Source organism: Natronomonas halophila (genome assembly GCF_013391085.1).
Classification (GTDB): Archaea; Halobacteriota; Halobacteria; order Halobacteriales; family Haloarculaceae; genus Natronomonas; species Natronomonas halophila.
The window spans coordinates 2,911,064-2,936,961 of the sequence record NZ_CP058334.1; the positions used below are offsets into that span (position 1 = coordinate 2,911,064).

Consider the following 25,898-nt stretch of genomic DNA (forward strand, 5'->3'; position numbering starts at 1 on the left):
GCGACGTTGTGTAACGACCGATAGAATCGAGACCATCCATCAGTCGCTCTCGACTGCGGATCAGGATTAACAATCGCGCTGAACGGTCGGTATCCTAGTCTGAAACGGTTCGGAGGGGAACGAGGCCCTGTACGATGGGAGGAAAACACCTCTTCTGAGGGCGCTTGTCACCCGCGATTGCAAATCCCGAAACCGCAGGACAGGAACCGATTGTTCTCCTTTACTGGACTCTCTTCGCGCACCCAAACGCTGCGAACAATCTCAGATATCTGTATTCCCGAAACGCCACTATTTCGGCATCTAAACGACCTCTATCGCCGCCTTTCGCATCGATACTCGCCCTCATATTGACGGCCGAAACAACCGATGTACAATCCAAAAACCGCATGCCAGCAACCGATTGTTGAAATATTTCTCTAAATACCCCCAGTATCCAGACCTATTGTTCCTCTCCTAATGAGAAATCAGCCCATAGAGATGTTCTTCCGACCAATGAGTTCGATTGTTACAGCACCGCCTCCGTAACAGCACCACAGCACCCACACATATTCGCGGGGCTGAACGCCGCTTGTTTTGCCATTTAATCTGCGCTAATTCCCGGAACACGCTGTTCAATATTTCTCATCCGCTAACTGAAGATTGTATATCGCTCCATCTCGCTGGACCTGAAACGGGGGTTGGGCCGGGTGGTGGATGAACGATAAAATCCGTGTAGAGTTTGACGGCGTGAAGGCCCTTTGATTAAACTGGTCTCCTCTTGCCGGGAGGACGACGGGAATCCCTCCGAGACGGAATCCGGTCAGAGACCACTATCGCCAGCTGAAGAGTGACCCTTCGGAGTCGCGTTCGTCTTCCAGTTCCGCTTCGAGGGCCTTTCGACGGGAGCGCTCCTTCTCCAGTTCGGCCTCCAGTTTCGCTTTCTCTTCGAGCACCTCACGAAGCCGTTGTTCGAGCTCCTCGATGCGCTCGACTCGCTCCCGTTCGCCGGAACCGAGAGTGGACGGCTCCGTTGCCAGTGGCTCTGCCCGTGTCGACGATATTGTCGAGTCGCCTACGGGTTCGTAGAACTCGCTAGTGCCGGCGATCACCCGCTCGATCGTTTTCTCGCCGTACGTACTCCCGTCCGCGAAGTGCTGTTCGTCCCACTTCTCACGCATCAGCCCTGAGTCCCGAAACAGTCGGTCGATCTGTCGGGCATCGCCGCCGGTCCAGAACGCCAGCAGCGAGCACAGCGCCATATCGGCTTCCGAGTGGCTCTCGTAGCCGCTGGTGTTCCCGCGGTAGAGTGCTTCGAACTTGTCGCCGTTTGCGGCGTTCTTCGCTTTCCGGAGGAGTTCCTCGTCGTCGATCCCCCCATGTGTCTGGCCGTTTCTGGCGGCCTGGTCGGACGCTGACGTTCCTTGGTCGTCGGGTGCGAGGTACTCGTCATATACAGTCACAAGCGCGTCTTCGCGTTTCTTGATCGCTGTAGGCGTCCCGTCGACGTGGTCGGCGGTCACGGTGAAGAAGCGCGCCGTCTCGTAGAGTTCTAGGTCGCCCTTCCGATTGTGGCCCTCCGGAAGCGACCCAGTCACGAGGACGTGATAGCCGGTTCCCGAGGGACTGACCTCAGTGAAGGAATCAAGCGTCTCGATGACGTCCTTGGCCCACTCGTCCGGATGGCCAGTCTCGGGGTCCCGGCAGTCGTCGAGATCGACGCCGACGATGGGGTCTGCCTCTGTGAACACGAAGCCGAGGCCGTCCTCCTGCCCGAACTGTACTTGCTCGCGAGCTGTCCCGAACGCGGCCCATGTTTCGGGGTCGGTCGTGGACGCGAACTCGCCACTACTGGGATCGATCGGGACCTTTGTCGTCTTCCCATCGCGTTCTTCAGCACGCCAGCAGAGCCACTGGTCGTACTCCAGGAGTGTCTCCGGAATCGCGTCTCTCGTCGGTGGAGCTGAGGACACGACTATAGATTGCTAGATGTCCAGTCAAAATAAAATAATTCCCGTCGAGCGACTGGCGCTATACGCGGAACCATAGAACCCCTACCGAAACGGAGACGCGGATCTCGGGCTCTGAACACGATTCCGGGATAACCGTCCAACGCCTCCCGGTGAGAATCGACGGCGCCCGGACACTGGAGGGCTTCATGCCGCCGGTATCAATGAGCGCGTCTGGAGGCTAGATAGCCGTCGTTAGACCAGCGTTTTGAGGCCCTCTTCAAGCTCGATTTCGGGTTCGTAGCCGAGTCGGTCACGGGCCTTGTCGATGTCCGCTCGACTGTGGTCGATATCGCCTTCTCGAGGGTCGGTGTGGACGATCTTCGAGTCGCTGCCGACGGCGTTACGGATCAGTTCCGCGAGTTCGCGAATCGTGATGGAGTCGCCGGTGCCGACGTTGTATGCTTCGCCGACGGCATCGGTTTCCGCGGCCAGCAGGTTCGCTTGGACCACGTCTTCGATGTGAACGAAATCCCGGGTCTGGGTGCCATCGCCGTGGACGGTTATCGGGTCACCGTTGCGTGCCTGCTCGAAGAAGACCTTGATAACGCCGTAGTCGCCGCCGGTCTGGTCCGGCCCATAGACGTTGAAATAGCGGAGGGCGACCGTCTCCAGCCCGTAGAGGTCGTGGTACCGTCGGGTGTAGTGGTCAGTGGCCAGTTTGTCGATGCCGTACGGCGAGGTCGGTTCCAGCGAATGTGCTTCGGAGACGGGGATTTCTTCGGGGTGGCCATAGATCGCAGCGCTGGAGGCGGCCACGACCCGTGCATCGTGTCGTCGGGCGGCTTCGAGGACGTTTAGCGTGCCCGTCGCGTTCGTCGCGTGGCTTGCTTTCGGGTGATCGATTGATTCGGCCACGCTGACCAGCGCCGCCTCGTGGAAGACGACGTCCGTGTCGGCGACGGCGTCGGCAACCGTCTCCTCGTTTCGGATATCCCCCTGGATGACTTCAACCTTGATTGGGGCCTCTCCGGTCGGTGCCGCATCGAGAATCGCCACGTCGTTCGTCTCGTGGAGTGCGTCGACGAGATGGCTGCCGATAAATCCCGCCCCGCCCGTCACCAACACGCGTTCTCCGTCCATGGTGGATGCTTTCAGGAGGGCACCAAGAGGGTTGTGAACCAACGCCGGTAACCAGTCTCCGGGTGGTTGATTCTGCCGTAGTCGAACTTATTATAGGACTGCTGTAATTCTGAACGATCGTATGGGGTGGGTACGGAACGCCGAGGAGAACGCCGGTGGGAGCGGACAGTCCCCGGTTCGAGTCAGACGTGGGGTCAAAGCGTTGGTAACCAGCGGTTCAGCGGTGTTGCTCGTCAAAGAGCGACACAACGACGGGACCCACTTTTGGACCGTGCCAGGCGGCGGCGTTCGGTCCGGCGAATCGCACCTGCAGGCGCTTCGCCGCGAGCTGCGCGAGGAACTCGATTGTGAGGTACGTATCGGCGATACAGCTGGCGCGGTTTGGTACGCACATCGCTCTGAGGCAGCGTTGGTCTCGAGGTATACGGTCATGGACTGTGATATTGTCTCGCGGCCATCGCCGACCCTCAGAGAGGGCGTCTCCGAGTACCGCTGGGCAGATCCTGGGTCGCTTCCACCGCGGACGCTTCCACAACTCCGCCAATTCTTATGTGATTAAAAAGAGCCGCGGTTAGTCGTCTGTCTCGCTGGGGGCTGCCTCAGAGCGAGGCTCTTCGAGGCCGTCGGAGAGACGGCGTTCGGCTTCCTCTTGATCTTCGGGATAGCCGACGTCGATCCGCCAGCCCTCCAGCCCAATCGCGTCGATCGTGCGGCCGGACTGAATGAGGAGGTTAATCGCATCAGAGAGTTCGTACTCGCCACGGTCCGACGGCTGGACGAGATGACAGGCATGGAAGATTGCTGGCGAGAACGTGTAGAAGCCGTCATCACGAGATTGGACGGCGGATCGTCGGGCTTTTCGACGACGTCCGTGATTTCGCCGTAGTCGTTCGTGTCACAAACACCGTAGCGGGAGGCCTCCTCCCTCGGCACCTCCTCGACGAGGAACGCAGCATCGGTCCGGTTCTCTTGCTGACGTTTCACGACGTCGGCGAGGTTGGCCTCGAAGATGTTGTCCCCGAGGATGAGCATGAAGTCGTCGTCAACGTGGTCTTCGACTGTCAGCAGGGCGTGGGCAAGCCCCTGCTGTTCTCGCTGGTGGGTGTAGGTGATCGGGACACCCTCGTATTCGTCGCCGTAGTGGTCGATAATCTTCTCCTTGAGATAGCCAACGACGACGACGAGTTCGTCGGCTCCGAGTTCGAGGAGTTGGTCAAAACAGTGAGTGAGAAGCGGCTTGTCGTTGACTTCGACCATCCCTTTCGGTTTGTCGTCCGTGAGTGGCCGGAGACGAGTCCCCTTCCCCGCAGCGAGTACGACCGCTTTCATTGTAGTACCACTTTCGAGTGAACGAAGTCCGTTAAGCGTTTCGAGACATACGGGTCGAAAGCACTGGGGGCATCGACCAGTATCGTCAAACGATTTAGGGTGAAGTTTAGAAGGAAATGATTGCATAGTAAGAGATATGTCCGAATTCCCGCGGGAGATTGATTTACAGCGGACTCCGGATTTTCTCTTCGAGACCGGCAGTATTCTGTCGTTGGTCTGCAGCGTTCTGTTTATCGTAGCTTTACTATCGACAGCTGCACTTACGTACTTCACCAGCGGGTTCCCGACGATCGGTGTCCTCGCATCGGCAACGTTCGGGCTGTTGGCGTTCCTTGGAGTTGGACTGCTGTACTGGAGTTCGAAACTCGCCGAGGTCTAACTCTCCGGAGGCTCGGCCAAACCTCGCGAACCGTTTTGTATTACCCAGACACCTGCTGCGATAATTTCGACGACCACCGCTGGCCAGCGATCACCACGCAGATAGAGCATGGCCGTCGGTAGATGATACTCGGTGCGTGGTCATAGGACCGGATCGGCGTACCTGAGACGTTTATCAGGAGTAAATCAGGCCGGTGGTGAGAGACTTTGACGGCAAGCAGGAGTGAGGTGACGCTTCGGTGTAGGGGATGCCGAGCAGACTACCCAGAGCGATAAAAAGGACGAACGCCACGCTCATTACAGTCGCTTCTCTTTACTGAATTACTTCGATGGACGCTGGCGTGGAATTGGACGTAGGGGAGTTGGTTTCGCTCCGGCGGCTAGCCGGTCTCGGGGCGATCCTCTCGGGGGGTGCGACCATATTCGCGTTCCAGAACTTCCTCGCGCTCACGATGGTCCCCGCCGGGATTACAGTTGGGCTTCTCCTCTATTCCATCCTTGGCGTGGCGGATCACTCGGTTTCGCAGACGTTAGCCACGACGAAGATTACGGACCGGCGGTTGCCGACGGTGCTTACGATCGTCTTCCTTCTTGCGAGTGCAGTCTCGGTGGTTTCGCTGACGAGAGGCTACTATACGAAACCGCTACTGTACTATCTGATGATCGGCACCGCTGGGGTAGCGCTCTTTTTCCGAATCGTCCTCACGGATGCAGTGCGAACGAACGTGGTGTTGGTCGTCCTCTTCGGTCTCAACACGTTCGGCAGTAACCAGATCGTCTTTCCGCAGATGCGCGGTCCGGATGGGGGGTATCACATCGAACTCGTTCGGTACATCTACGAGACTGGCTTTGTCGTCGAGAGCTCGGCGACATACGCCGGATTTCCGGGCCAGCATCTCGGGCCTGCAATGGCGGCCAACCTGACTGGACTGTCCCCCGAGAGTACGTACCTTCTGTTTGGTACCGCGCTGATGTTGATCGGCTCGTTCCTCACCTACTGTGTTGGCCTCCGACTGGCCAACCAGGAGTACGCCCTGCTCGCGATGCTCATCTACGCAAGTATGAGTTACGTCGTCTACCGCGGTGGTCACCCAACCCAGCAGGCCCACATCCTTCCAATATTCTTCCTCCTGTACGTCGCGGCGATTTATCTCTACTTCAACCCGTCACTCAGAAACCGTCTTGCGTTCATCGTGGCGGGTCTCATGCTCATCGCGACGCATCACCACACGTCCTTGATCGCGGTTATCATGCTTGGGGCGCTTTTGGTCGGCTTCCTTGGCGCGAAGTACGTACAGTCGCTGTCTGATATCGTCCTTGCCGAACGAATCCAGCAGGTCGGATCGGCTGTAACGGAGAAGGCGATCTCACATGGCCTGCTGATTCTCGTGTTGTTCAGCACGATTTTCTACGTCCATCTCACCATTACGTCGGGTTACCTCCCGAGTTTAGCCGGCTACGTGTTGAGTTTCATCCAGTCCCTCCTCGGTGCAGAAACGAGTGGCTCGCTCGCTGGGGCTTCACGGTTCGCCGCGATTCCGCCACGGGTCTTTCTCATCAACACTACTGGCGAAGGGATACTCGTGTTTCTCGTCGTCCTCGGGGGATTGACCCATCTCGTGTATCAAGACCGCATCGGGATCATGATGATCGTCTGGCTCGCCTTTGCTGGCGCGTTGGCGCTTCTCGGCGTGGTTATTGAGTTTCCGTTCATCATCCCTCAACGTATCTACGTCATGGCACAGATGACTGCTATGGGATTCCTGGCAGCTACCGGACTCGTCTACCTCCTCAATCAGGGCCACGCGTCCGCACGTCAATCGGTGGCGGCGGTCGGCCTCGTCGCGGGCGTCGTCTTCCTGCTGATTTTCTTCTCGACGGCCAGTACCGTCGCCGGGATCGAAACGAGTCCATTTAATCAAGAAGTACTCTATCCGATTGAATATCAAGTAGCAGAAGAAGACCAAACTAGGGAATTTTGGAACCAGGTCGGTGAAGCAGAAGCTGAACTTCAGTGGGCACATCAACTTCCAGCGAATGAGCACACAATCGATTACTCGACGGTGGAAGAAGGCGCCATCGGAGTTAGCTACCACCGTATTGACACAGGGGTGACCGTACATGGAGGTAGTGGTATTGGTGCGGCATCTTATGTTTCTCCTTCAAATCCGACAGAAGGATTGGAAAATAACAGAAAATTCTATGATAACGGGCCTGTCGAATTATACTATATTTCATAAGTATTGGGGTAAGTAGTGATGACAGGATACCTGACCGGAATTAAGATCTAATGAAGAATCTTCAGATACTCCGGGTTGCGACCGATGCGTACCCAGACGTACTCGGCGGCGGAGCGCTTCACGCCCACGAGTTATCGTCGCTGCAAGCGGAGATGGGCCACGATGTCACGCTGTTGACCTCAGACCACGGCGACCACGAAAAGCCACGGCGGGAAACGCGTGCCGGATACGAGGTGCGACGGTATCGCCAGCTCGCCCGGCCGTTCGGCAACAGCATCACGCCGGGGATGATCCCCGCGATGCACCGGTTGCTCGAGAGCCACGATATCGTGCATGCTCACTCGCATCTGTATTTCTCGACGAACATGGCAGCGCTTTTGGCTCGGGTCGATTCGACACCGCTGGTCATCACGAATCACGGCCTCCACTCTCAGACGGCCCCGATGGCGGTCCAGAAAGCGTATGCACCGCTTGCGAAGTTCACGTTCAATGCCGCCGATCGGGTCCTCTGTTATACCGAGACTGACCGGGATCGACTGCGGGAACGCGGCATCACCGCGCCGGTTTCGGTGATTCACAACGGCATCGACTGTGACACGTTCGTCCCGGACGCGAGTGTTGCCGAGCAACCCCAAATACTGTTTGTCGGCCGTCTCAAGGCGGCAAAGGGCGTTCGCGAACTGCTGGACGCCTTCGCCCTGCTCGCGGACGATATGTCTGGCGTAACCCTGCGATTCGTCGGCGAAGGGCCGCTCCGCGAGGAGTTAGAACAGACAGTCACCGAGTACGGCCTGACGGACCGCGTCACGTTCGCTGGCCGGGTGCCCAACGAGGAGTTGCCGAAAACCTACGCGGAGAGTGCCGTCTTCGCACTCCCGAGCGAAGTCGAGGGATTCCCCCGGACGGTACTGGAGGCGATGGCGTGTGGCACACCGGTCGTCACCAGCGAACTCCCTCAACTGCAGTCGGTCGTTGAACAGGTTGGGGAGACCGCGCCGTTCGGCGACGTCGAGGCGCTTGCAGCAGCGTTACAGCGGCTGTTGGCGGCGCCCGACCGTCGGGAGCGGCTCGGTCGGCGGGCCCGAGAGTGTGTTCTCGGGGAGTACTCGTGGGGCGAGACGGTCCGGGAGACGACCGCCGTGTATCACGAGTTGGTGGAGTGACGCGGAATGTTGGAGACGCGTCGTGAGCGGCTCGGTGCGCTGCTCGTCGTCGGCTGTCTCATCGGTGTGGTCCTCTTCGGCGCGGGCACGATTCCGTCAGTCGATGTGACGACCGACTACGAAAGCCGTGTCGGCGAACGGGTCCAGGTCGCCGGGACCGTCGTCGACACTGACCCGGTCCGCATCGACCATGAGGGGGTCGTGCTGACCGTCGTTGGGGCCGAATCGAGCACAGATGAACCGATCAAGAGGGGTGACCACCTCGTCGTCTATGGGACAGTGGAACCCGACCGCACCATCGCGGCCCACAATATCGTCGTCCGGTCCTCCTGGGAGTTCCAGTACCTGTATGGAGTGTCGCTGGTCGGCGCGCTCTGGGTACTCGGGCGGTTCCTCCGTGGATGGCGGCTCGACGTCAGTCGGTTGGCGTTTGAACCGCGGCAGGCGGGCGAGGAGGAGACGAACTGATGGTGGATCTGCTGACCCATGTGCTGGTTGCGTACGCGCTGGCGACATCGCTATCGATTCGGTACGCGTGGGTAAGCCCGCCCCTGGTTACTGTCGCGATGATGGGGGCGGTCATCCCCGATCTCTCGCGGCTGTCGTTGCTCGTTGCCGAGGAGACGGTGACGTCCCTGTTCGGCATTCCCTTCGCGTGGTTCGGCTTCCACACGCTCGGAGGCGTCGTGGTCGCGAGCCTCGTTGGCGTAGTCCTCGCCAGCAAGGAGTACCGGCCGCGGGTGGCGCTGTTGCTCCCGCTCGGCGCCGGGACGCATCTGGTTCTCGACGCACTGCTGGTCAAGCCCTCCGGCGTCGCGGCACCGCTGTGGTGGCCGCTCGCGGCGCATGGCACTCCGACACCGGGGTTGTATCTCAGTACCGACCGCTGGCCAGTGCTGGTCGCAGGTGGGTGTGCAGCCTCGGTGTGGGGGGTGCGGTACCGGATTCTCGGCGACGGCGACAAGTGACGGGAGACGTCTCGGGTGTCTGACTGCCGGTCGTGGATCGCTACTCGTCGGCCGCCTGTCGGCCCTCGGCCATCGGCGTCGCCTCGACGACGGCCTCCATTGCGGCGACGGCCTTCCGGTCTTCCTCGGGCGGCGTCGGCAGCGGACGGTCGTGATCAATAGCGTCCGCGAGGTGGTCAAGCTGTGTCGAAAAGCCCGCGTCCGGGATGCGGTAGTCGTCCAGCAAGCGGTTGGTTACCAGGTCAAGTCCCGACAGAACGCTCCCGACACCGGCTTGGGTGATGCCGCTGAGGAGGACACTCAGCACCCGGGTCGCGGAGTGGTCCGGCTCGCGGTCGAAGTGAATCGTGAGATCGCGATAGATGTCGACGAGGACGATGCCATCGGTGCCAACGACAACGAACCACCATTCGCTGATGGGGGCGTCTAAGAGCATCGTGACATTGCCGTCCGCGCTGTCGTCGTTGGTGAACCGGGCGCGAATCGTCCCGTAGGTGGAGTCGGGCGTGGGAGTGGCCGTTGCCTCAGCGAGATCGATGTCTCCGAGGACATCCCGGGTGAGGTACATCAGGTGGGCGGCCTCGTCCCAGAACAGGCGGTAGAGCTTCCACTCTGCGGTGGCGGTGGCAGGCCGGGCGGCATCGTCGAGATACTCCTTGGCGCGTTTCTCCTCGGATTCGGGTTTGACCATGTGCGTCCGGGTAATCGTTCCGAGTTCGCCGGACTCGATCAGGCCGCGAGTCTCTTCGATGGCATCCATGTACAGGAAGTTGTGGACGACTGAGAGGACACGTTCGTTGGTGTCGGCGGCCTCGACCATCGCGGCAGCCTCGGCCTCGGTCATCGCCATCGGCTTCTCACAGAGGACGTGACAGCCAGCCTCCAGTGCATCGACGGCCTGCTGGCGGTGGACCGATGGAGGTGTACACAGCGAGACGGCGTCGACGGCCCCATAGCAGTCTTGGAAGCTGTCGGCGGCCCGGAGGTCGTACTCCGCGGCGGCCGTAGCTGCTCTGGTCTCGTTGCGGTCGTAGACAGTGGTGACTTCGAAGCGGTCGTGGTTCTGGAGCGCGGGGATGTGCCGGCTCGTCGCGATGTTGCCCGCCCCCACGACGCCCACTCGAATCGGCATGTCCGAGGAGTGAGGTGATTCGGGCAAAGGCATTCCGGTCGAAGCGAAATGGGGGAGAGAACTTGTCGTAGATATCAAGGATACTTGCCTCGGCAGGGCGGGGTCAAGAGCAATTGATTAATACGGCAAGACTATTGGTCAATAATAGATGACTGAGCCTGGGGGGCCGAACATTGTTTTGCTTACGTTGGATGCACTTCGCGCCGATCACGTCTCCTCGTGCGGCTACGACCGGGAGACGACGCCGAATCTCGATCGGTTCGCTGCGGAGAATGTACAGTTCTCGAATGCCTACAGCGTAAGCACGCACACACGAGAGGCGATTCCGGGCTTGCTGACCGGCCGGTATCCGAACGCCTGCGTGGACGATGGCTACGAACTCGCGGCGGATACGATCGCTTCGCACCTGCGTGAGACAGACTACACGACAGGAGCGTTCCACGCAAATCCGTACGTGTCTCGGGCTTACGGCTTTGACCGTGATTTCGACGTGTTCGACGACGACCTCTATCTTGGCCAGCACAAACTCGTCGCGCTCGCGCAACGGGCCTATGACAAGATACGGAACCGCCACTACGCCCGTGCGGAGACCATTAACGAACGAGCACTGGAGTTCGTCGACTCGGCCGAGGAGCCGTTCTTTCTATGGGCGCACTACATGGACCCGCATGGCCCCTACAGTCCGCCACAGGAGTACCAGACCGTCTTCCACGACGAGTACGTCCGAATGAAGCGCGCCCAGAAGATGTACAAGCGAGCGGCCGTGTCGGACCCTGAAAGCATCACCGACGACGAGCGGCAAGAGATGGTGAATCTTTACGACGAAGAAATACGGTATGCCGACGCGCAGCTGGGGGCTTTCTTGGACGAACTGGAGGCGCGCGGACTGCTCGAGGAGACGCTGGTAATCGTCACGGCCGACCACGGCGACGCCTTCGGGGAGCGGGGGTATTACGGTCACCCGAGGGAGCTGGACCCGGAGCTGTTGCGCGTGCCGCTTGTGGCCCGCGGGCCGGGCGTGCCCGCCGGCGAAATCGAGGTGCCCACGAGCACCGTCGACGTCGTGCCGACCGTGCTGGAGGCGACCGGGTACAGTGTGGCGTCGTTGCCCGGGACGTCCCTGCGCGAGATTGCGGGCGATACCGAGGCGTACGCCGACCGCACGGTGTTCTCGGGGGTGCGCGGAGACGACCGGTACGACGAGGAGCACCTCCGGCGGTTCCGCGCGGACTCGCTGGATGGGTGGGCGCGCGTGGAGCGGGCGATTGAGTCGGACGAGGTAGTTGACTCGGAGGGCGACGAGGAGTTGCTTGAGTCGCTCAGGAGTCATAGCGATCGACTGCTAGACGGGGTCGCCGTGTCGGGTGACGCCGGGGAAAGGGCATCGAAGGATGTCGAACGGCGACTGGAGGCGCTGGGGTACAAGGAATGAGTTCGGAGCCGACCGTCAGCGTAGTGATCCCGACGTACGATCGGCCGGAGATGCTGCGGCGGGCAGTTGAGAGTGTCGTCGCGCAGACGTACGACAGAATCGAACTCGTTGTGGTCGATGGCCCATCGACACATCCGGCATCGGATGTTGTCGACGATGTCGACGGCGAGTTCGACCGGGTTCAGTGTGTTCGAAACGATGAAAAAGAGGGAGTTACGGCGGCACGAAACACGGGGCTTGCACTCGCTACCGGCACGTATATCGCATTCCTCGACGACGACGACCGATGGCACGAAGAGAAACTAGCGGCACAGATAGCCCGCTTCGAACGCCCGGATGACAATCTGGGAATGGTTTATTCGGGAGTTAGGCAAATGGGGCCGGACGGAACGGTGAATGCGGTTAAGCGACACGACCACGGCGGAGACATTTTCGAGCGGTTGATGGGTGGGAACTTCATCGGAACGATGTCGGCCGTGATGGTTCGGCGAGATGTAATCGATACTGTTGGCGATTTCGACGAGAACCTCCCCGTCTGGGAAGACTGGGATCTCTATCTCCGTGTCGCGAGGGAATATAAGATTGCTTCGGTTGCCGAGCCCCACGTCGATCGGTACTCCGGCGAGCACGAACAGACGAGTGACGACTACGAACTTCGCCGTGAGGCTGCCCCGGAACTCTTGGAGAAGCATCGACCGGAAGCTGCCGAACGTGGACGGTCCACGGAGCGTCGGTTTGTCGCTGGCGTAGAGCTAGAACTTACACGGTCAGCGGTCAGTAATGGTGTCACAGGTAAGGCTCGCAGGCACGCGTTCAATTCACTCCGTTCGTACCCTACGTTCGGTGGGCTACTGTATTTCTGCCTCTCTGCAGGGGGAAAGTATACCTTCATCCCTGCCAAGAAACTGAAACGTATGTTTGTTCGCACAGCCTCGAATACATGAATTCTCTGATTTCCAACAGATACATTCAGACGGCCTACCGGAAACTCCTCCACCAGATTGGAGATCGGCAAGCTGGCACGAACGTATTTTCGAGGGACTGGGACTGCTGTATCGTACTCGACGCCTGTCGGTATGATTTGATGGAAACTGTGGCCTCGGATTACGAATCCCTTCAAAATCTGGATTCTATCTGGTCTGTTGATAGCAAGACACACGCTTGGCTCGAAAAGACGGTAAAGGGCACGTCAGCTGAAACACTTGAACGAACTGCCTACGTTACGGGGAACCCGTTCTCGGATTATGTTCTTGACGACAACCCTTTCGGAACGCTTGACGAGGTCTGGCGGTATGCGTGGGATGACGACCTCGGCACTGTACGGCCGAGGCCGATCACGGACCGCGCGATCCGAATCGGACGGACTTCTGATTTTGATCGGCTTCTGATTCACTATATGCAGCCCCACGTCCCGTTTCTCGACTGGGAAGAACGACAGCCGCTACAAATGGGGAACTTCGGAGCTGAAAAACAGGCAGTGCGAGACACTTGGGGTCGGTTCCGCGACGGTGAGGTTGAGGAAGAAGATGTCTGGCGTGCCTACCGTCGCAATCTAAAAATAGCCCTTGACGATATAGAACTCCTATTAAACAACCTCGACGCAACTGAGACAATTATCACTTCGGACCACGGTAATGGGATGGGTGAATGGGGAATATACGGACACCCCCTACACATGCCCTTCGAACCGTTGCGGAAAGTTCCTTGGATCCAAACTACAGCACGGGATCAGCAGACCCACACTCCCGAGGAGTACGAAGCAACGACCGACGAAACGAGTATTGAGGATCGACTGGCGGCTCTTGGTTACAAATAGATTCTATGGACATCGCCTTCGTCAGCAGGATGGGCGGTATCACGCGAGGAGGTGGAGAGATTTGGGACCTCAAAATGGCGGAAGGCCTCGAAGAGCGTGGTGCAAGCGTCACGTTCTATGCGGCGAAGCCGCTTCGTGCGGGCTTTCCCGAACCGATCGAGAAGTTCGAGGTGGTACCTATTCCGACTCCACATCTAAAAGATGCGGCATATGCAGCACCCAAAGGCATCGGTGGTGCGCTGGCACATCTTGATTCGAGGGTCTTCTGTCGGCGAACCACAAAGGCCCTCCGGGAGCGGAACCACGACCTCGTTCAGATCTGCTCTCAACCGCACTTCGCACAGTTCGTTGACCGTATTGACGCACCGGTGAGCATCGTGATGCACGGCGAGCCGTACTCGCTGTGGTACGACGTGGTGAAGCCGCGGGGGTCGACCTACGAGCTGCTGGAGGCGTTCGATCAGGTGATTACGGTCGGTGGAGCACGCGAGGCGATTGAGGCGCGGGTTTCCGCACCCGTGGCGACTGTCAACCCGGGGGTCGATACGGACGTATTCACACCCGGTGACGGCACGCCGGTAGATGGCAAACAGGTGCTGTTCGTCGGGCGGTTCGTTCCGGCGAAGAATCTCGAACTGCTCGTCGAGGCATTCGACGCGGTGGTGGACGAACATCCGGAAGCCGAACTCGTTCTCGTCGGTGACGGACCAAGACGAAACCGGATCGAAGGTGAAGTCGAGCGCCGCGGGTTGACTGACCGTGTTCGGTTTGCCGGATACGTTCCGAACTCGGAGCTCCCCAAGATCTATCAGCGTGCGTCGGTCTTCGCACTTTCATCGACCTCGGAACACTACCCGATAACGATACTGGAGGCGATGAGTTCTGGGACACCGGTAGTGGCTCCTGAAGTCGGAGCAATTCCGGAAATCGTCGAGGATGAACAGACTGGAATCCTGTACACCGCCGATTCTGCTTCTGGACTCACATCAGGTATTGAAAGAATGCTCGCCGATTCAAAACTACGAACCAGTTATGGCCGACAAGCCAGGAAGCTAACAGTTAAGCAATTTGATTGGGAAAATCAACAGGATAGATTCCGTAGTATACTGCGTGTCATAGAATCCAACTCATAACTGAGATTCAAACGCTAGACCATCCGCCTTGACTGAGAACTCACGTTCCAAAATACTCTTATTCGTGATGACTGATTTGGTTTCCAATGGCTGAAGTCGCACTTGGGACTACTGTGTTCACTCGGACCCAAAAACTGAGTAAATTATTCGAGTCAATCGATGGTGACATTGTTGATTCTGTTTATATTGCAGATCAGGGGGAAATTGACGCACAAAAAAAAGAATTGTACAGTTCAGAACATCCGTTCGAACTTACTGTACTCGATTTGGAGTTCAATATCGGCGTAGGCCAATGCCGAAGAGCTGTGATTGAGGAGTCGGACGAGCCGTACTTGATGATCGTAGACAGCGATGTCGAGCTTCCACCGAATGTTGGCACTCTATTGGATATTTTGCAAAATGATTCGTCTATCGGCGGTGTGAGTGGACTCTTATTTGAACGGGGAGATATAAAAGGAGGAGGCCACGATCTGGCAGATCATGACGATATATTGTTAAGAACACTCAAGGATGACAAAAAGATTGAGAATGTTTCTGTACATCCTTTTATCCAATTGGATCTGGTCCCGAATGTAACGTTATTTAGAAGAGAGTGTCTCAATGAATATGCCTGGGATCCAGATCTTGTCTCTCATGCACACCTAGACTTTTATGTCGGTCACTTCAGGAGAACTGGATGGCGATTTGGAACATGTCCAAGTGTAATATTCGCGCATAATCCGGGGGGAGACGAATATTATCAATCATTCAGACAGAGCCAAGAAAGATTATTAAAAGGAAAAAAGCAATTTCTGGATAAGTGGAAATACAATTACGTCATGTATGACCGGTCAAATAACTGGATTCAAACAAGCCGTAAGGTAGGTGAAACGAGAGTAAACAGAACTCTGAAATATGAAATAATTAGTAGGATTCCGATGTTCATCCGGGCCCAGGTGGAACGATTTAAATACAAATATGATCTTCGAAAAAACGGGCTCGCATAAGATATTCGAATTCCTAAGTGGGACATTACAGCTGGACTAATTAGTACAACAGCTGGAAGAAGTGTCAAAAGGTACTTGTTTGACTGAGTACCAGTGTAGTTAGCATGGTCAAAGGACAGCGGGCGATCCAATCACTTCGCGAAAATTTTGATAATCCACCTTGGTGGAGGAGCGTTGTGAATGCTGAAATAAATATCCCGATCCAACGGCGACTCCGTCCCCCTAAATCGGGAATAAGCATCCCAGAAGCTGATTGGGATAATCTCATCGTCTTGGATGGGTGTCGAGAAGACCTATTCAGGGAAACTGTTGACGTTACTCGATTCACCGAGTATCGATCTGCCACAAGTAGAGGGAGCCAAACGGAGGAGTGGTGCGAGTATAACTTCAACGAAAAATATCCAGATCTAGTGTATATTACAGGAAATCCGATCCCATCACGGTCGCTTCCGGGGCCCGTCCATTCGTTAGAAGATGTGTGGAGAACCCACTTTGATCCTGATTTAGGAACTGTCCCACCAGAAGCGGTGACAAACGCAGCATTACGAGCTTACGACAAATACCCTAATAAACGAATACTCATCCATTACATGCAACCCCACTATCCCTTTATAAATAATCCCGAATTTCAATTCATTTCATGGAGTGAAGGTAGTGAAGTCGGAAAGAAAGCCCGACATGAAGCACACCATATCTGGGATGCTGTTGAGTCAGGAATTGTGGAGTTTCAGGAAGCCTGGCGCGCTTATCAAGGAAATCTAGAAGTCGTTCTCGAGTCTGTTTGGGACCTCTTAGAAGAACTTCCAGGAAAAACAGTAATCACAGCAGATCACGGTAACGCTATCGGTGAGCGGTCGTTTCCAATTCCTGTGAAAACGTACGGCCACCCCCGAGGATTAAGATTGTCTTCACTAGTGAGAGTTCCGTGGGGTGTCCGTGAAGATGAGCGTAGGAAAATAATCCCTGGAGAGGCGACGGACGAAGCTACGGCGACTGAGACGATGAGTAATGTTAAATCGAAACTTGCCGCACTCGGCTATGTTGAAGAGTGACTCAGGTTGTGATAAGAACTCGATTTTTGACTCGCGATGATCGAGATCATCAAGTGCCTAGTTGTATCATGGTCCGCGATTAGCGAGAAGGAGAGAATTGCGCCGGCAGCGGTACCATACTTGTTTGACAAAAATCACCGTACAAAGTCTTGCTCTCCCCCGTAATTGAGCGTTCTGCGCGTTCACAAGTAGACGAATTTATTACTAGTGGATTGTTGCACACTCATATGGACATATCGGGGTCTCGTGATTACTATGAGGGGTTTTTCTCCGAGGATAGCCCGGGGGGAGAGGTGCAGTATTACGCAAATCGCCAGCGGTACAGAATCGTGTTTCAACTCATAGACGACCTGAACCTCGGGGACGATGCCAAGGTACTGGAAATTGGGAGCGGTTCAGGCCGTATCGCAGCATGGCTTGATGATCGGTTTGATTGCGTCTCGGCTGTTGACATTGGGACATTTGAGATGATGGAGAAGACGATCGAGGACACCGATGTTCGTTTCCTAAACGCGGCGCTGCCTCACCTCCCCTTCGAAAATGAGTTTGACCTTGTAGTCTGTTCGGAGGTTCTTGAGCACTTATCAACCAGAAAGATACAGCGGCAAGCGATAGCCGAGCTCGCGGCTGTTACCACAGAGGGTGGATACGTCGTAGTATCGACACCGAATCCGAAAGCTCTCTTGGAACGGATTGTCAATATAGCTTCCTATATTAAAGAGAAAACGGGGGGGAAAGAAACAGTTCAAAATACAGGGAGGCAACTTGTTGAGAACTGGATCCCGCCCAGTACACTACAATCGTTCCTCTCGGAAGAATTTAAAATCCTAAACCGACAGGGGAGCTACTACATGATACCTGATCTTGGAACCGGGCTTGAAAGGTACCTACGACCGATATCAGACTACTTGACTACAAACAACGTGGCCCCTCGTCTTGCGCTATATCAGTATTACGTCCTGTCCAAATAAAGGCAGTCAATCCTAACCTATACATAATGGTCAAAATTCCTATCTTTTGGCCGGTCCAAACTATTGCTCTACGCGAAGGCCCTTACGATTGAGCGGTATAGAGTTCTGCATACATCCCATCGCGAGATACCAGTTCGTCGTGCGTACCGATTTCGGTAATCTCTCCGGAATCGATCGTGTAGATTCGGTCTGCGTTCTGTACCGTCGACAGCCGGTGGGCGATTGCGAGGATCGTGTAGTCATCTTCCAGGCTTTCGATAGCCTCGTGAATCTGTCGTTCGAGGTGTGTATCGAGGTCGCTCGTAGCCTCGTCGAGCACGAGGAACTCTGCGTCCGTCAACAGCGCCCTGGCGAGCGATACCCGCTGTCGCTGGCCACCGGAGAGCTGGACGCCCTCGTCCCCCAGCGCGGTGTCATACCCCTTGGGGAGATCGTCCAAGAATTCATCTACTTTTGAAATCTCAGCAACACGATCGAGTTCTTCTCTAGAAGCATCCCGATTCCCGATAGACATGTTGAATCGGAGTGATTCGTTGAAGATGTGCGGATCCTGTCGGACCATAGCGATCTCTTGCCGCCACTCTCCAAGGTCGATCTCTTCGAGCGACGTCTGATTAACCACGATTCGTCCGGAGTCGGGATCGTAGAGCCGAGCGAGCAGGGACACAATCGTCGACTTGCCTGCTCCAGACTGGCCGACGAACGCGACAAACTCTCCCTGTTCTACCTCGAAAGAGATGTTTTCTAGCACCTTCTCTTCCCCCGTCTCGTAGCTGAACGAGACGTCTTCGAAGGCCACCCTCTCGATCGGGTCCGGTACGGGACGATCGCCGGTATCTATGTCCTCATAGTTTTCAATGTTCTCAATGAACCAGTGTGTCCGCACGAGATGGGGAAGATCCCCCTCAATGTTGTAGAACTGCGAGTTGAGATTGCTCACTCGGGGAGCAAGTCGGAACATCGCGAACAAGAACAGCCCCAACGCCCCAAATGAGAGCGCGAGCACCTCTACGGCGATGTAAATAAGAACGAACAGCATGATAGCGACGGTCAGTTCGTACAGGCTCTGAATCGCTGCCTTGTTTCGAACAAGGTCAATATTCGAGTTAACGTACTGGCGGAGGTAGGTTCGGAACCCGGATCGTATTTCTTCGTCCATTTGGAACAATTTAACGTCCCGAATTCCCTGGGTGCCAGCCTGTACGTTCTCCTGAATGCGTTCGTTCGCTTCCGCGACGCGATCGCCTACGGTATACCCGGGCTCTATCCCATATCTTATAAGTAACGTAATTCCACCGAGTGTGATTGCAGCGAGCAGCGTGAGTATGGGAGCTAGAACTAGCGCGATTGTCAGATACATCAACGCCAACAGCGATTGACGGAAGAAATGGAGTACGCGTTTGATAACTCTCCCAGCAAACCGCGTCTGTGTAATGATCGCGTTCAGAACCTCGTCAGACCCTTCCTTGTCGTAGTACGACACGTCCGCCTCAAGCGCTCTCGTAAACGCTTCGTCTTTGAGATATTCTTCGTATCCCAAGTGGAGTTTCGCGGAGAACCACTTCGCCGCGAAGGTCGATGAATATCGGACCACCATCACAGTCGCGACCCCTATTAACAGAAACTCAAGGGTATACGGAATCCCGAGAGCCTCGTACACCGAAAAGAACGCCCCTGCTACGCCGTCAGCAGTTTGAGCAGCCTCCGGTCCACGTTGTGCGACCTCAAGTATCGGAAGCAAAAAGGTTAGCCCAATAGCTTCCAAAAGAGCGGCCCCAGCACTAAACAGAATAATGAATACTGTGAACGCGGGGCGGTATCTCGCAACCCGCTTGAGCGCATTAATCTTATCCGAAACCGTCACTTCATGCTCGTCCATTACTACCACCTGAACAACTCGTGATGATAATCATATTCATTTTATCGATGTGGTGCCAGCTTCTTGCTCTCAGCTGATACATTCGACCGTCTCCCGTTGAACCGTTCCAGATACCCCTCTGCAATCTCCTCCCACGTCGGCAACTCCACATCTGCCTCCCGCCCCACGACGTCATCAATCGCCGCTGCAACCGCTGCACTCTTCACGTCTACGCATCGCCCGGTCGCATCGTACTCGTCGATTACCGCTCGATGCGCCGGAATATCCGACAGTACAACCGGACATCCAAAGGAGAGAGCCTCTAGCGTCGCGACAGGCATTCCCTCGTAACCAGAAAGACTGGCGAACACGTCAGCGTCAGCAAACCATCGCCATTTCTCCTCATCACTCACGAATCCGAGTGCTTTGACTCGTTCCGACGTGTGCCCGGCAACCTCGTCGGCTAAACGCCCTTTCCCCGCGATTATACAATAGAGATCATCACGCTGGTTGCAGACTTCAGTCATCGTCTCAGCGAACACCGCAGGTCGCTTCTGTTCGGTCAGGCGTCCGATATTGAACAGGACTGTTGCATCAGATGGAATTCCGTACTCGTGGCGAATCGGGCTGAAGTCCCGATCTTCCGGAACGAAGACACCGTTCGGAATACAGACTGCATCTTCGACGCCGAACCGCGCAATCTCATCGTGGAGCTGCGAGGAGACAACGGTATACATCGGATTGGTTCCCTCTAGCGCCGCAAGCCGTTTGTGGAACCGGCCCTCAAACCAACGAGTCGTCGCATAGTACGGCAGTCGCTTACGCGGGTATATTCCTTGCTTGGCGAGTCGATAGCCCTCGTGTTCGGTGGTATGGAACGTCATTATCATTCGGTTCCATAGTTCCGGGTCTTTGGTTGGCAGGGTTGGCGAGATCGGCTGATGCGTCCAAATGAGGTCGTAGGCTTTGGGATTTTGGGCCAGTTCCTTGAACTGCTTGCGCCACCACTCTGCAATGCCGACGACACCGACCGTTACTGGGCCTATACGCGCAGCCGCGCCATCTGGAAGTCGATACTCGACATCGTGGCCCATCTCTTCCCATTCCTGGCCGATGCGTTCAGCGACTTCGCGAATACCGAATCGCTGTGGCGCGAGGACCAGGCACTTCATATCCCTACCCTCCAAAAGACCCGGGTTATATCACGGAGTACGAATTTACGTTCTATTCGATAGCTACTGGAGAGTGCATGGTACGACTCAACTAGGTTGATTAAATTATGCATTGAAATCATTAAGTGTCAGCGTATCACCTGAGGGAACGTTCCGAATCTCGGGCGGATCGAACGAAACTCGCCCAAGCACTTCCATCGCTTGGAAGGCATGGACGATCGGGAGCAACCCGGTCTGTAACTCAGCGAACTGCTCTTGGCGCATAATACCGAAGTTCGCTTGATCGTCGTACTGAACTGGGTTAACGAGGCTGAAATATGCCTTTCGGGCTACCTTGTCAAATGTCGTCCCGGTAGGGTCAAGGCGTGTATTCCGTGCCGCATGCTTGACCTTTTGGCCAAGTTGACTACCCTGCCACAGCGTCTCGTCAACACGGTCTGCATCCACATCTGCCACTTGTGCATGGAGATTCTCGACGTAGTTTCGGAAAATCTGTTTATCGGCCTTTGCATCGACGGGAAGCCGACACCAGAAGTTGACGAACTCCTCGTCCCAAAGTGGCATCCACCAGTCATAGTCCCAAAATTCGAAGATGTGTTTACGAGGGATGAACTTCGCCTGTCGTTCCTGCCAGTCCCAGCGTTCCATTGCCGCGATTGCCTCCTTGGCAGAGGCTACGGTCGGCCGCCCAATGCCAGCAGCGACTTGTTCATGGAGAATCTCATCAATCTCGTCGTCCCACTCCCAGTACTTGTAGTGGGACTGAACGATAGTGTCGTAGACCTCATCTGCTGAGATAGTGTCTCGAGTCGTGAACTCTGTGGGAATATGCTCACCGGTCGAGATGACGCCGTCGCCGGTGATAAACACCGAATCGTCGGGCAGCAACTCCGCTTCACGAGCCGTTCGAACCGAGAGGGCGCCTTCGAGTGTTGGAATACGATCCAAATATCGAGACGCGGCTTGGAAGCGCTCGCGTTCTGCAGAGTTATACCACTGATACCACTCGTCGTGGCTACTCGGAACGTAGACCCACGGAATGCCGAAATCGTCTGCGATGTACTTACAGAGTGTCGTCTCCCCGTCTTCGGCCCCATGAGTCAGCGCGATTAGGTTGTCGTACCCGAGCCGGGCCAGCATAATCAGGTTCAATCGCGAATCATGCCCACTACTCAGACTCACGACGATCGGCCGCCCATCGGCATATTCGATAAGACGTTCGTAAACGTTCACGAGGACCTCGTCTAACTGTTCCATGAGAGTTTCGTCCGAGTCCTGAATCATGTTGGTATCATGGGGGAATACATACCAACGATGCCGATCGGGACTGCTCCCAGCTTCGGGTTTAAAAGCGACGTACTCACCGGAAAGGGCCTGACTCACATGTGGCGAGAGTGTTTTTCGCCCAGTAACGTATCCACTTAGCAGATATTCAATTTCAGCCGTTTGATTGTACGTTGTATCACCGACCTGTGATCGGACCCACGAGGGGTCGTCACTCACGTACTGTCGAGCTCCGTTGGCCGAATAGAAGAGTGGATAACTTGCAAGGCGACCGACTATACTGATAAGCTGGTCATCAGCGACCGTCAGAATGGAGAAGAATCCGTTTAGCTCGTCTAGCTTTCGCTCAACCGTAGCAATATCGGTGATTCGGTCGAACTCCGCCGCAAGTTCGGCTGCAGAGAATGAGTCACCATTCTGAAATGCAGTCCCTATCGCGTACGTCTCACCGCTTGACTGCCACGGGCGCCGAAGGCAGAGCTTTACCCCACAGATTCGGTTCGATTCATCTGCATCGGGGTTCAGTTGTTCACTATTCATTCCATATACCCCATTGCACCAAGCCGCTCTTCGAGTGCCGCCTCCTCGTCATCGCTGAACGCGTAGGCGTCTCCCGTTTCAATCGGGCCGTACTCGCGTCTCTCGATTGCGGGCGCCTCAGCAAACACATCCACCAGCGGCTCGCCATCAAACCGCTCATCAAGCGCTACGCCCGCAAGCGCCAACAGCGTCGGCGTCACGTCCATAATCGAGGGCGTCTGCCCCACCGACCAGTCCGGTTCGATATCCGGCCCAGCAGCAACCAACAGCCCGTGCCGTGTATGGTCGATGCGGCCATCCTCAGCAGGAATGAACGTCTGGCCGCGCGGCTTCGAACTCCCGATAACGTAGTCGTCGTCCTGTTCGAGAACGATATCGGGCGCGAACTCCGTCGCATCGCCCTCGTAAATCGCTTCGCGCGGCCGCACCTGCGTGAACGGGTTGGCCCCATCCGGGCCTTCGAGCGTCTGGAGGGCATCCATGACCTCCGTGCGGACGGCCTCGTAATCAGCCTCCGAAACAGTCCCCGCATCGTAAAACTGCTCTTCGTTGATCGTCACGCCGATGTCGACACCGCTGAATCCCATACCCTGATAGAAGGCTTTACTCGCGGCCTCATCGATGACTTCCTCTTCAAGACTCCCCCCAGCCCCATCGGGGGCACGGGTGGCGACGGCCTCATAGAGGCCCACCGTCGACAGCGCCCGTTCGAGACGCTGTTTCGTCAGGCCGACGCGACCCAACCCAGACAGTAATCGGCTGACAGGGCTAGTCGACGCGGACCCCCCGCTGGCATCGTCAGTCGCATCGGTCAGCCACGATTCGTCGTTCCCACTTTCCGTCCCAGTCGTCGTCTCGGCGTATCCCTGCTCGACGAGCCACGTGTTCAACGCGACCGACCACTCCTTGGGCTGTCCGATGCCGTGATCCGAGACGACGAAGACGTTCGGCTCGACGTCGGTCGCTTCCAAGATCTCGGCCATACATTCGTCGACGCGCTCGTAGATGCGCCGAATATTCATCTCGTCGTCGAATTTGTGAACCGCTCCATCCGTCTTCTGGAACTCCAAGAACAGATGGTCCCAGTCGTGCTCGCCCATCAATTCGAGCGCGATGTCTTTCCGCGCGTCCGTCAACTCGAGCCACTCCGAACACAGCTGGTCTTCGGGTACGTCGGCGGCCTCGGAGTCGGCATACACCTGATAGTCCGGGTCCAACCGCTCCAACAGTTCCTCCGGATACGTCGCCGGATCCTCGGGTGCGAGATACCCCGGAACGAGCGCCCCGTCGAGTTCGCGAGCGGGATGGGTAACAGGGACATTGACGACCAGCGAGGTCTGGTCGGCATCGCTCGTGTAATCCCAGAGCCGGCGGGCACGCACATCACGATCCGAAACTGGATCGATATCGTAGTGTCCCCGATTGCGGCGGTAGAAGCCGAAGATACCGTGTTTGCCTGGATTGACGCCCGTCGTCATCGACGTCCAGGCTGGCGGCGTCGTCGCCGGGACGCAACTCTCCAGCCGACTCTTCCCGCCTGCTTCGATGAGGTCCGCAAGCGTCGGCAGGTGGCCGGCATCGAGCCACGGCTGGATGAACTCGAAACAGGCTCCATCGAGGCCGAAGACGATGGTCGGTCGATTCACCACGCCGGAATCACCCCTTCACCATGCGATATGAAGGTCGTTCGAGAGCCTAACTATAACTCTGTCCATCGGCGCAGCAAAACCCCTTCCGACGGGCGATTGAATCCCCTGCATCATGGCCCATAGTGGGCTTGCAAGGAGTGCAGAACGATCGCCGTAAACCCGGAGAAGACGCCGAGCAGGATCAACAGCGCCGATCCGAGCCCGTGGCCGATCGGGAACGTTTGCGTGGCCATGTAGTTCGCAAACGTCAGGTAGCCGCCGAACAATCCGAGCAACGTGAGAACGGTGCCGGGAACACCCAGGAAGAGAACCGGGTGATCCTGCTCGATGGTCTGGAGAATCGTACTCACGAGCTGGATCCCGTGTCTAATCGGGTTCTGACTGTGGCCGTCCTCGACCTCGTAGTCGACCACGGTCGAGACCTCCTCGATATCGTACCCGTTGCCGTGAATCTGATAGAGGATGTTCAGACTGGCGTCCATATCGTCGCCAATCTGGGCATCGGCCAACTCCTCGATGACGTGTTCGTCGTATGCTCGGAACCCGCTTTGGGTGTCCGACACCCACGACCTCGGGTTGAGTGCGCCCATACTGATATTCGAGAGGGTATTGACGATACTCAGCCCGAAACGGCGATACAGCGGGATGGCTCCGTGTTCCCCCTCGGCGAAGCGGCTCCCGATAACCACGTTCGCGTCGCCGTCCGTAATCTTCGACCGAAGCTTCGGGATATCCTCAAGGTCGTGTTGGTCATCGCCATCGACGATAACGAGACACTCGACGTTCCATGTGTCGGCAGTCTCGAAGGCTGTTTGCAGGGCCGCGCCGTAGCCCTGGTTTCGCTCGTGTGAGACCACCGTGGCCCCTGCCGATTCAGCCAACTCGGCGGTCTGATCCGTGCTGCCATCGTCGATTACAAGAACGTCATCGGCGTGCGCTAACGCTTCCTCGACGACAGAACCGATTGTAGCCGCTTCGTTGTACGCCGGAACGGCGATCAGCGTTCGAAGCCCCACCGACGGTTCGGGGACGGCCGCCGAAACGTACGTCTCAGTATCGAACGCCTCGAGGCTCTCGTCGAAATCGATCCGAGTAGACGGATCGTCCACGAGCAGCAACCCGTTCGCGGAGTTCGTCCTCGCGGCCACTTCGAGCCTCGATTTGGCGGCTTCCTGTCCCGAAGACGCCGCTTCGTCAGTAGCCATCGGAACCATGGTCGTGTTATCGAGGTCTGCTGCCTCCGGAAGCGTCGGCTCGATGCTGTCCTCATAGGCGATGAAAACATCGTGGTCCCGACTGTGGGCTCTGAGACAGACCCGTGCTATCTCGTCGTCATTGTCTCCCGTTGCGATAATCCCGACCGCCGGTTTCTCGTCCGACGTCTCCGCGGCTCGAACCTCTCCGTCTTGAGTGTCGTAGGACTGACTCAAGCTACCACCCCACGGTCAGTAGTCGCTAAGTCAGCTACACACCGGCCGAGTTCCGATCCAACACGGTCGTCGCCTCCTATAACGTCCCTAATGGCGCGTTTCGAACGAACGCGTTGGCCTTCAGCTGCGAAATAATCATTCGATTTGATGCCACGTCCTCGTGGTCTGAGGGTTCCCAGTACGCTTCCGAACGTCCCGTTCCCCCCAGAGGTATCCCGATTAATCTCCATTTTGCCCCCTGTCCAAACTGCGATGACTGTGAACTCGCCCTCCGATCCCAGTCTTTACAGATGCATT

21 protein-coding genes and 1 pseudogene are annotated in these 25,898 nt (G+C 56.6%); 13 read left to right on the plus strand and 9 right to left on the minus strand.

Translation table 11 applies throughout. The annotated features are described in order from the left end of the window. Positions 1–809: 809 nt before the first annotated feature. Both HWV23_RS15470 and HWV23_RS15475 read right to left on the minus strand, forming a co-directional pair. Positions 810–1,949, minus strand: coding sequence for a phage NrS-1 polymerase family protein (locus HWV23_RS15470; RefSeq protein WP_178291282.1), 1,140 nt, complete (start codon positions 1,947–1,949; stop codon positions 810–812). A gap of 231 nt (positions 1,950–2,180) precedes the next feature. Then, on the minus strand, positions 2,181–3,068 hold the full coding sequence (locus HWV23_RS15475) for an NAD-dependent epimerase/dehydratase family protein (protein WP_178291283.1): 888 nt from the start codon (positions 3,066–3,068) through the stop codon (positions 2,181–2,183). 121 nt (positions 3,069–3,189) lie between these two features. On the opposite strand from HWV23_RS15475, the gene HWV23_RS17310 reads away from it, so the two are divergent. Continuing rightward, positions 3,190–3,627, plus strand: coding sequence for an NUDIX domain-containing protein (locus HWV23_RS17310; protein ID WP_178291284.1), 438 nt, complete (start codon positions 3,190–3,192; stop codon positions 3,625–3,627). A gap of 12 nt (positions 3,628–3,639) precedes the next feature. On the opposite strand, the pseudogene aglF reads toward HWV23_RS17310, so the two are convergent. Further along, positions 3,640–4,397 (minus strand): annotated as a pseudogene (aglF, locus tag HWV23_RS15485) (UTP--glucose-1-phosphate uridylyltransferase AglF). 136 nt (positions 4,398–4,533) lie between these two features. Between aglF and HWV23_RS15490 the strand changes: the two are divergent. The 5 genes from HWV23_RS15490 to HWV23_RS15510 all read left to right on the plus strand — a co-directional run bounded on the left by HWV23_RS15490 (position 4,534) and on the right by HWV23_RS15510 (position 9,146). After that, a complete protein-coding gene (locus HWV23_RS15490) occupies positions 4,534–4,776 on the plus strand; it encodes a hypothetical protein (RefSeq protein ID WP_178291285.1) in 243 nt (80 codons plus the stop codon). A gap of 328 nt (positions 4,777–5,104) precedes the next feature. Then, positions 5,105–7,015: a hypothetical protein gene (locus tag HWV23_RS15495; protein ID WP_178291286.1), complete on the plus strand. Its 1,911-nt coding sequence runs from the start codon at positions 5,105–5,107 to the stop codon at positions 7,013–7,015. Between the two features lie 50 nt (positions 7,016–7,065). Continuing rightward, positions 7,066–8,178, plus strand: coding sequence for a glycosyltransferase family 4 protein (locus HWV23_RS15500; RefSeq protein ID WP_178291287.1), 1,113 nt, complete (start codon positions 7,066–7,068; stop codon positions 8,176–8,178). 6 nt (positions 8,179–8,184) lie between these two features. Further along, positions 8,185–8,646 (plus strand): OB-like fold-containing membrane protein, encoded by a 462-nt coding sequence (locus HWV23_RS15505; RefSeq protein WP_178291288.1) that lies wholly within the window; start codon positions 8,185–8,187, stop codon positions 8,644–8,646. Further along, positions 8,646–9,146 (plus strand): metal-dependent hydrolase, encoded by a 501-nt coding sequence (locus tag HWV23_RS15510; protein ID WP_178291289.1) that lies wholly within the window; start codon positions 8,646–8,648, stop codon positions 9,144–9,146. Before HWV23_RS15505 ends, HWV23_RS15510 begins: the two co-directional genes overlap by 1 nt. A gap of 40 nt (positions 9,147–9,186) precedes the next feature. Here the strand turns inward: HWV23_RS15510 and HWV23_RS15515 are convergent, their stop codons facing one another. Then, positions 9,187–10,278, minus strand: coding sequence for a Gfo/Idh/MocA family protein (locus tag HWV23_RS15515; protein ID WP_178291290.1), 1,092 nt, complete (start codon positions 10,276–10,278; stop codon positions 9,187–9,189). A gap of 148 nt (positions 10,279–10,426) precedes the next feature. Here HWV23_RS15515 and HWV23_RS15520 point away from each other — a divergent pair, with 148 nt between their 5' ends. From HWV23_RS15520 to HWV23_RS15550, 7 genes are all read left to right on the plus strand, one after another. Next, positions 10,427–11,710: a sulfatase gene (locus HWV23_RS15520; RefSeq protein ID WP_178291291.1), complete on the plus strand. Its 1,284-nt coding sequence runs from the start codon at positions 10,427–10,429 to the stop codon at positions 11,708–11,710. Further along, positions 11,707–12,654, plus strand: a complete 948-nt coding sequence (locus tag HWV23_RS15525) for a glycosyltransferase family 2 protein (protein WP_178291292.1) — start codon at positions 11,707–11,709, stop codon at positions 12,652–12,654. The genes HWV23_RS15520 and HWV23_RS15525 overlap by 4 nt, the downstream gene beginning before the upstream one ends. After that, positions 12,651–13,526, plus strand: coding sequence for an alkaline phosphatase family protein (locus HWV23_RS15530; protein WP_178291293.1), 876 nt, complete (start codon positions 12,651–12,653; stop codon positions 13,524–13,526). The genes HWV23_RS15525 and HWV23_RS15530 overlap by 4 nt, the downstream gene beginning before the upstream one ends. Before the next feature lie 5 nt (positions 13,527–13,531). After that, on the plus strand, positions 13,532–14,659 hold the full coding sequence (locus HWV23_RS15535; protein ID WP_178291294.1) for a glycosyltransferase family 4 protein: 1,128 nt from the start codon (positions 13,532–13,534) through the stop codon (positions 14,657–14,659). An 86-nt stretch (positions 14,660–14,745) separates the two neighbouring features. Next, the gene (locus HWV23_RS15540; RefSeq protein WP_178291295.1) at positions 14,746–15,645 is read left to right on the plus strand and encodes a glycosyltransferase family 2 protein; all 900 of its coding nucleotides are present in this window, start codon (positions 14,746–14,748) and stop codon (positions 15,643–15,645) included. A 104-nt stretch (positions 15,646–15,749) separates the two neighbouring features. Then, on the plus strand, positions 15,750–16,697 hold the full coding sequence (locus HWV23_RS15545; RefSeq protein WP_178291296.1) for a hypothetical protein: 948 nt from the start codon (positions 15,750–15,752) through the stop codon (positions 16,695–16,697). A 227-nt stretch (positions 16,698–16,924) separates the two neighbouring features. Continuing rightward, positions 16,925–17,668, plus strand: a complete 744-nt coding sequence (locus HWV23_RS15550; protein WP_178291297.1) for a class I SAM-dependent methyltransferase — start codon at positions 16,925–16,927, stop codon at positions 17,666–17,668. Between the two features lie 82 nt (positions 17,669–17,750). Here HWV23_RS15550 and HWV23_RS15555 read toward each other — a convergent pair whose 3' ends face one another. From HWV23_RS15555 to HWV23_RS15575, 5 genes are all read right to left on the minus strand, one after another. Then, the gene (locus HWV23_RS15555) at positions 17,751–19,547 is read right to left on the minus strand and encodes an ABC transporter ATP-binding protein (RefSeq protein ID WP_178291298.1); all 1,797 of its coding nucleotides are present in this window, start codon (positions 19,545–19,547) and stop codon (positions 17,751–17,753) included. 41 nt (positions 19,548–19,588) lie between these two features. Next, positions 19,589–20,698 (minus strand): glycosyltransferase family 4 protein, encoded by a 1,110-nt coding sequence (locus HWV23_RS15560; protein ID WP_178291299.1) that lies wholly within the window; start codon positions 20,696–20,698, stop codon positions 19,589–19,591. Positions 20,699–20,803: 105 nt separating this feature from the next. Beyond that, positions 20,804–22,522 carry an asparagine synthetase B family protein gene (locus tag HWV23_RS15565; RefSeq protein WP_178291300.1) on the minus strand — a complete coding sequence of 573 codons (1,719 nt, stop codon included), beginning with the start codon at positions 22,520–22,522 and terminating at the stop codon, positions 20,804–20,806. Further along, on the minus strand, positions 22,519–24,168 hold the full coding sequence (locus tag HWV23_RS15570; protein ID WP_178291301.1) for an alkaline phosphatase family protein: 1,650 nt from the start codon (positions 24,166–24,168) through the stop codon (positions 22,519–22,521). The genes HWV23_RS15565 and HWV23_RS15570 overlap by 4 nt, the downstream gene beginning before the upstream one ends. Positions 24,169–24,281: 113 nt before the next feature. Next, positions 24,282–25,601, minus strand: coding sequence for a glycosyltransferase family 2 protein (locus HWV23_RS15575; protein WP_178291302.1), 1,320 nt, complete (start codon positions 25,599–25,601; stop codon positions 24,282–24,284). Between the last annotated feature and the right edge of the window lie 297 nt (positions 25,602–25,898).

Coding starts and splice junctions, on each gene's coding strand:
- HWV23_RS15475 (WP_178291283.1), bottom strand. CDS start 3,068: ATGGACGGAGAACGCGTGTTGGTGACGGGCGGGGCGGGATTTATCGGC.
- HWV23_RS17310 (WP_178291284.1), top strand. CDS start 3,190: ATGGGGTGGGTACGGAACGCCGAGGAGAACGCCGGTGGGAGCGGACAG.
- HWV23_RS15490 (WP_178291285.1), top strand. CDS start 4,534: ATGTCCGAATTCCCGCGGGAGATTGATTTACAGCGGACTCCGGATTTT.
- HWV23_RS15495 (WP_178291286.1), top strand. CDS start 5,105: ATGGACGCTGGCGTGGAATTGGACGTAGGGGAGTTGGTTTCGCTCCGG.
- HWV23_RS15500 (WP_178291287.1), top strand. CDS start 7,066: ATGAAGAATCTTCAGATACTCCGGGTTGCGACCGATGCGTACCCAGAC.
- HWV23_RS15505 (WP_178291288.1), top strand. CDS start 8,185: ATGTTGGAGACGCGTCGTGAGCGGCTCGGTGCGCTGCTCGTCGTCGGC.
- HWV23_RS15510 (WP_178291289.1), top strand. CDS start 8,646: ATGGTGGATCTGCTGACCCATGTGCTGGTTGCGTACGCGCTGGCGACA.
- HWV23_RS15515 (WP_178291290.1), bottom strand. CDS start 10,278: ATGCCGATTCGAGTGGGCGTCGTGGGGGCGGGCAACATCGCGACGAGC.
- HWV23_RS15520 (WP_178291291.1), top strand. CDS start 10,427: ATGACTGAGCCTGGGGGGCCGAACATTGTTTTGCTTACGTTGGATGCA.
- HWV23_RS15525 (WP_178291292.1), top strand. CDS start 11,707: ATGAGTTCGGAGCCGACCGTCAGCGTAGTGATCCCGACGTACGATCGG.
- HWV23_RS15530 (WP_178291293.1), top strand. CDS start 12,651: ATGAATTCTCTGATTTCCAACAGATACATTCAGACGGCCTACCGGAAA.
- HWV23_RS15535 (WP_178291294.1), top strand. CDS start 13,532: ATGGACATCGCCTTCGTCAGCAGGATGGGCGGTATCACGCGAGGAGGT.
- HWV23_RS15540 (WP_178291295.1), top strand. CDS start 14,746: ATGGCTGAAGTCGCACTTGGGACTACTGTGTTCACTCGGACCCAAAAA.
- HWV23_RS15545 (WP_178291296.1), top strand. CDS start 15,750: ATGGTCAAAGGACAGCGGGCGATCCAATCACTTCGCGAAAATTTTGAT.
- HWV23_RS15550 (WP_178291297.1), top strand. CDS start 16,925: ATGGACATATCGGGGTCTCGTGATTACTATGAGGGGTTTTTCTCCGAG.
- HWV23_RS15555 (WP_178291298.1), bottom strand. CDS start 19,547: ATGGACGAGCATGAAGTGACGGTTTCGGATAAGATTAATGCGCTCAAG.
- HWV23_RS15560 (WP_178291299.1), bottom strand. CDS start 20,698: ATGAAGTGCCTGGTCCTCGCGCCACAGCGATTCGGTATTCGCGAAGTC.
- HWV23_RS15565 (WP_178291300.1), bottom strand. CDS start 22,522: ATGAATAGTGAACAACTGAACCCCGATGCAGATGAATCGAACCGAATC.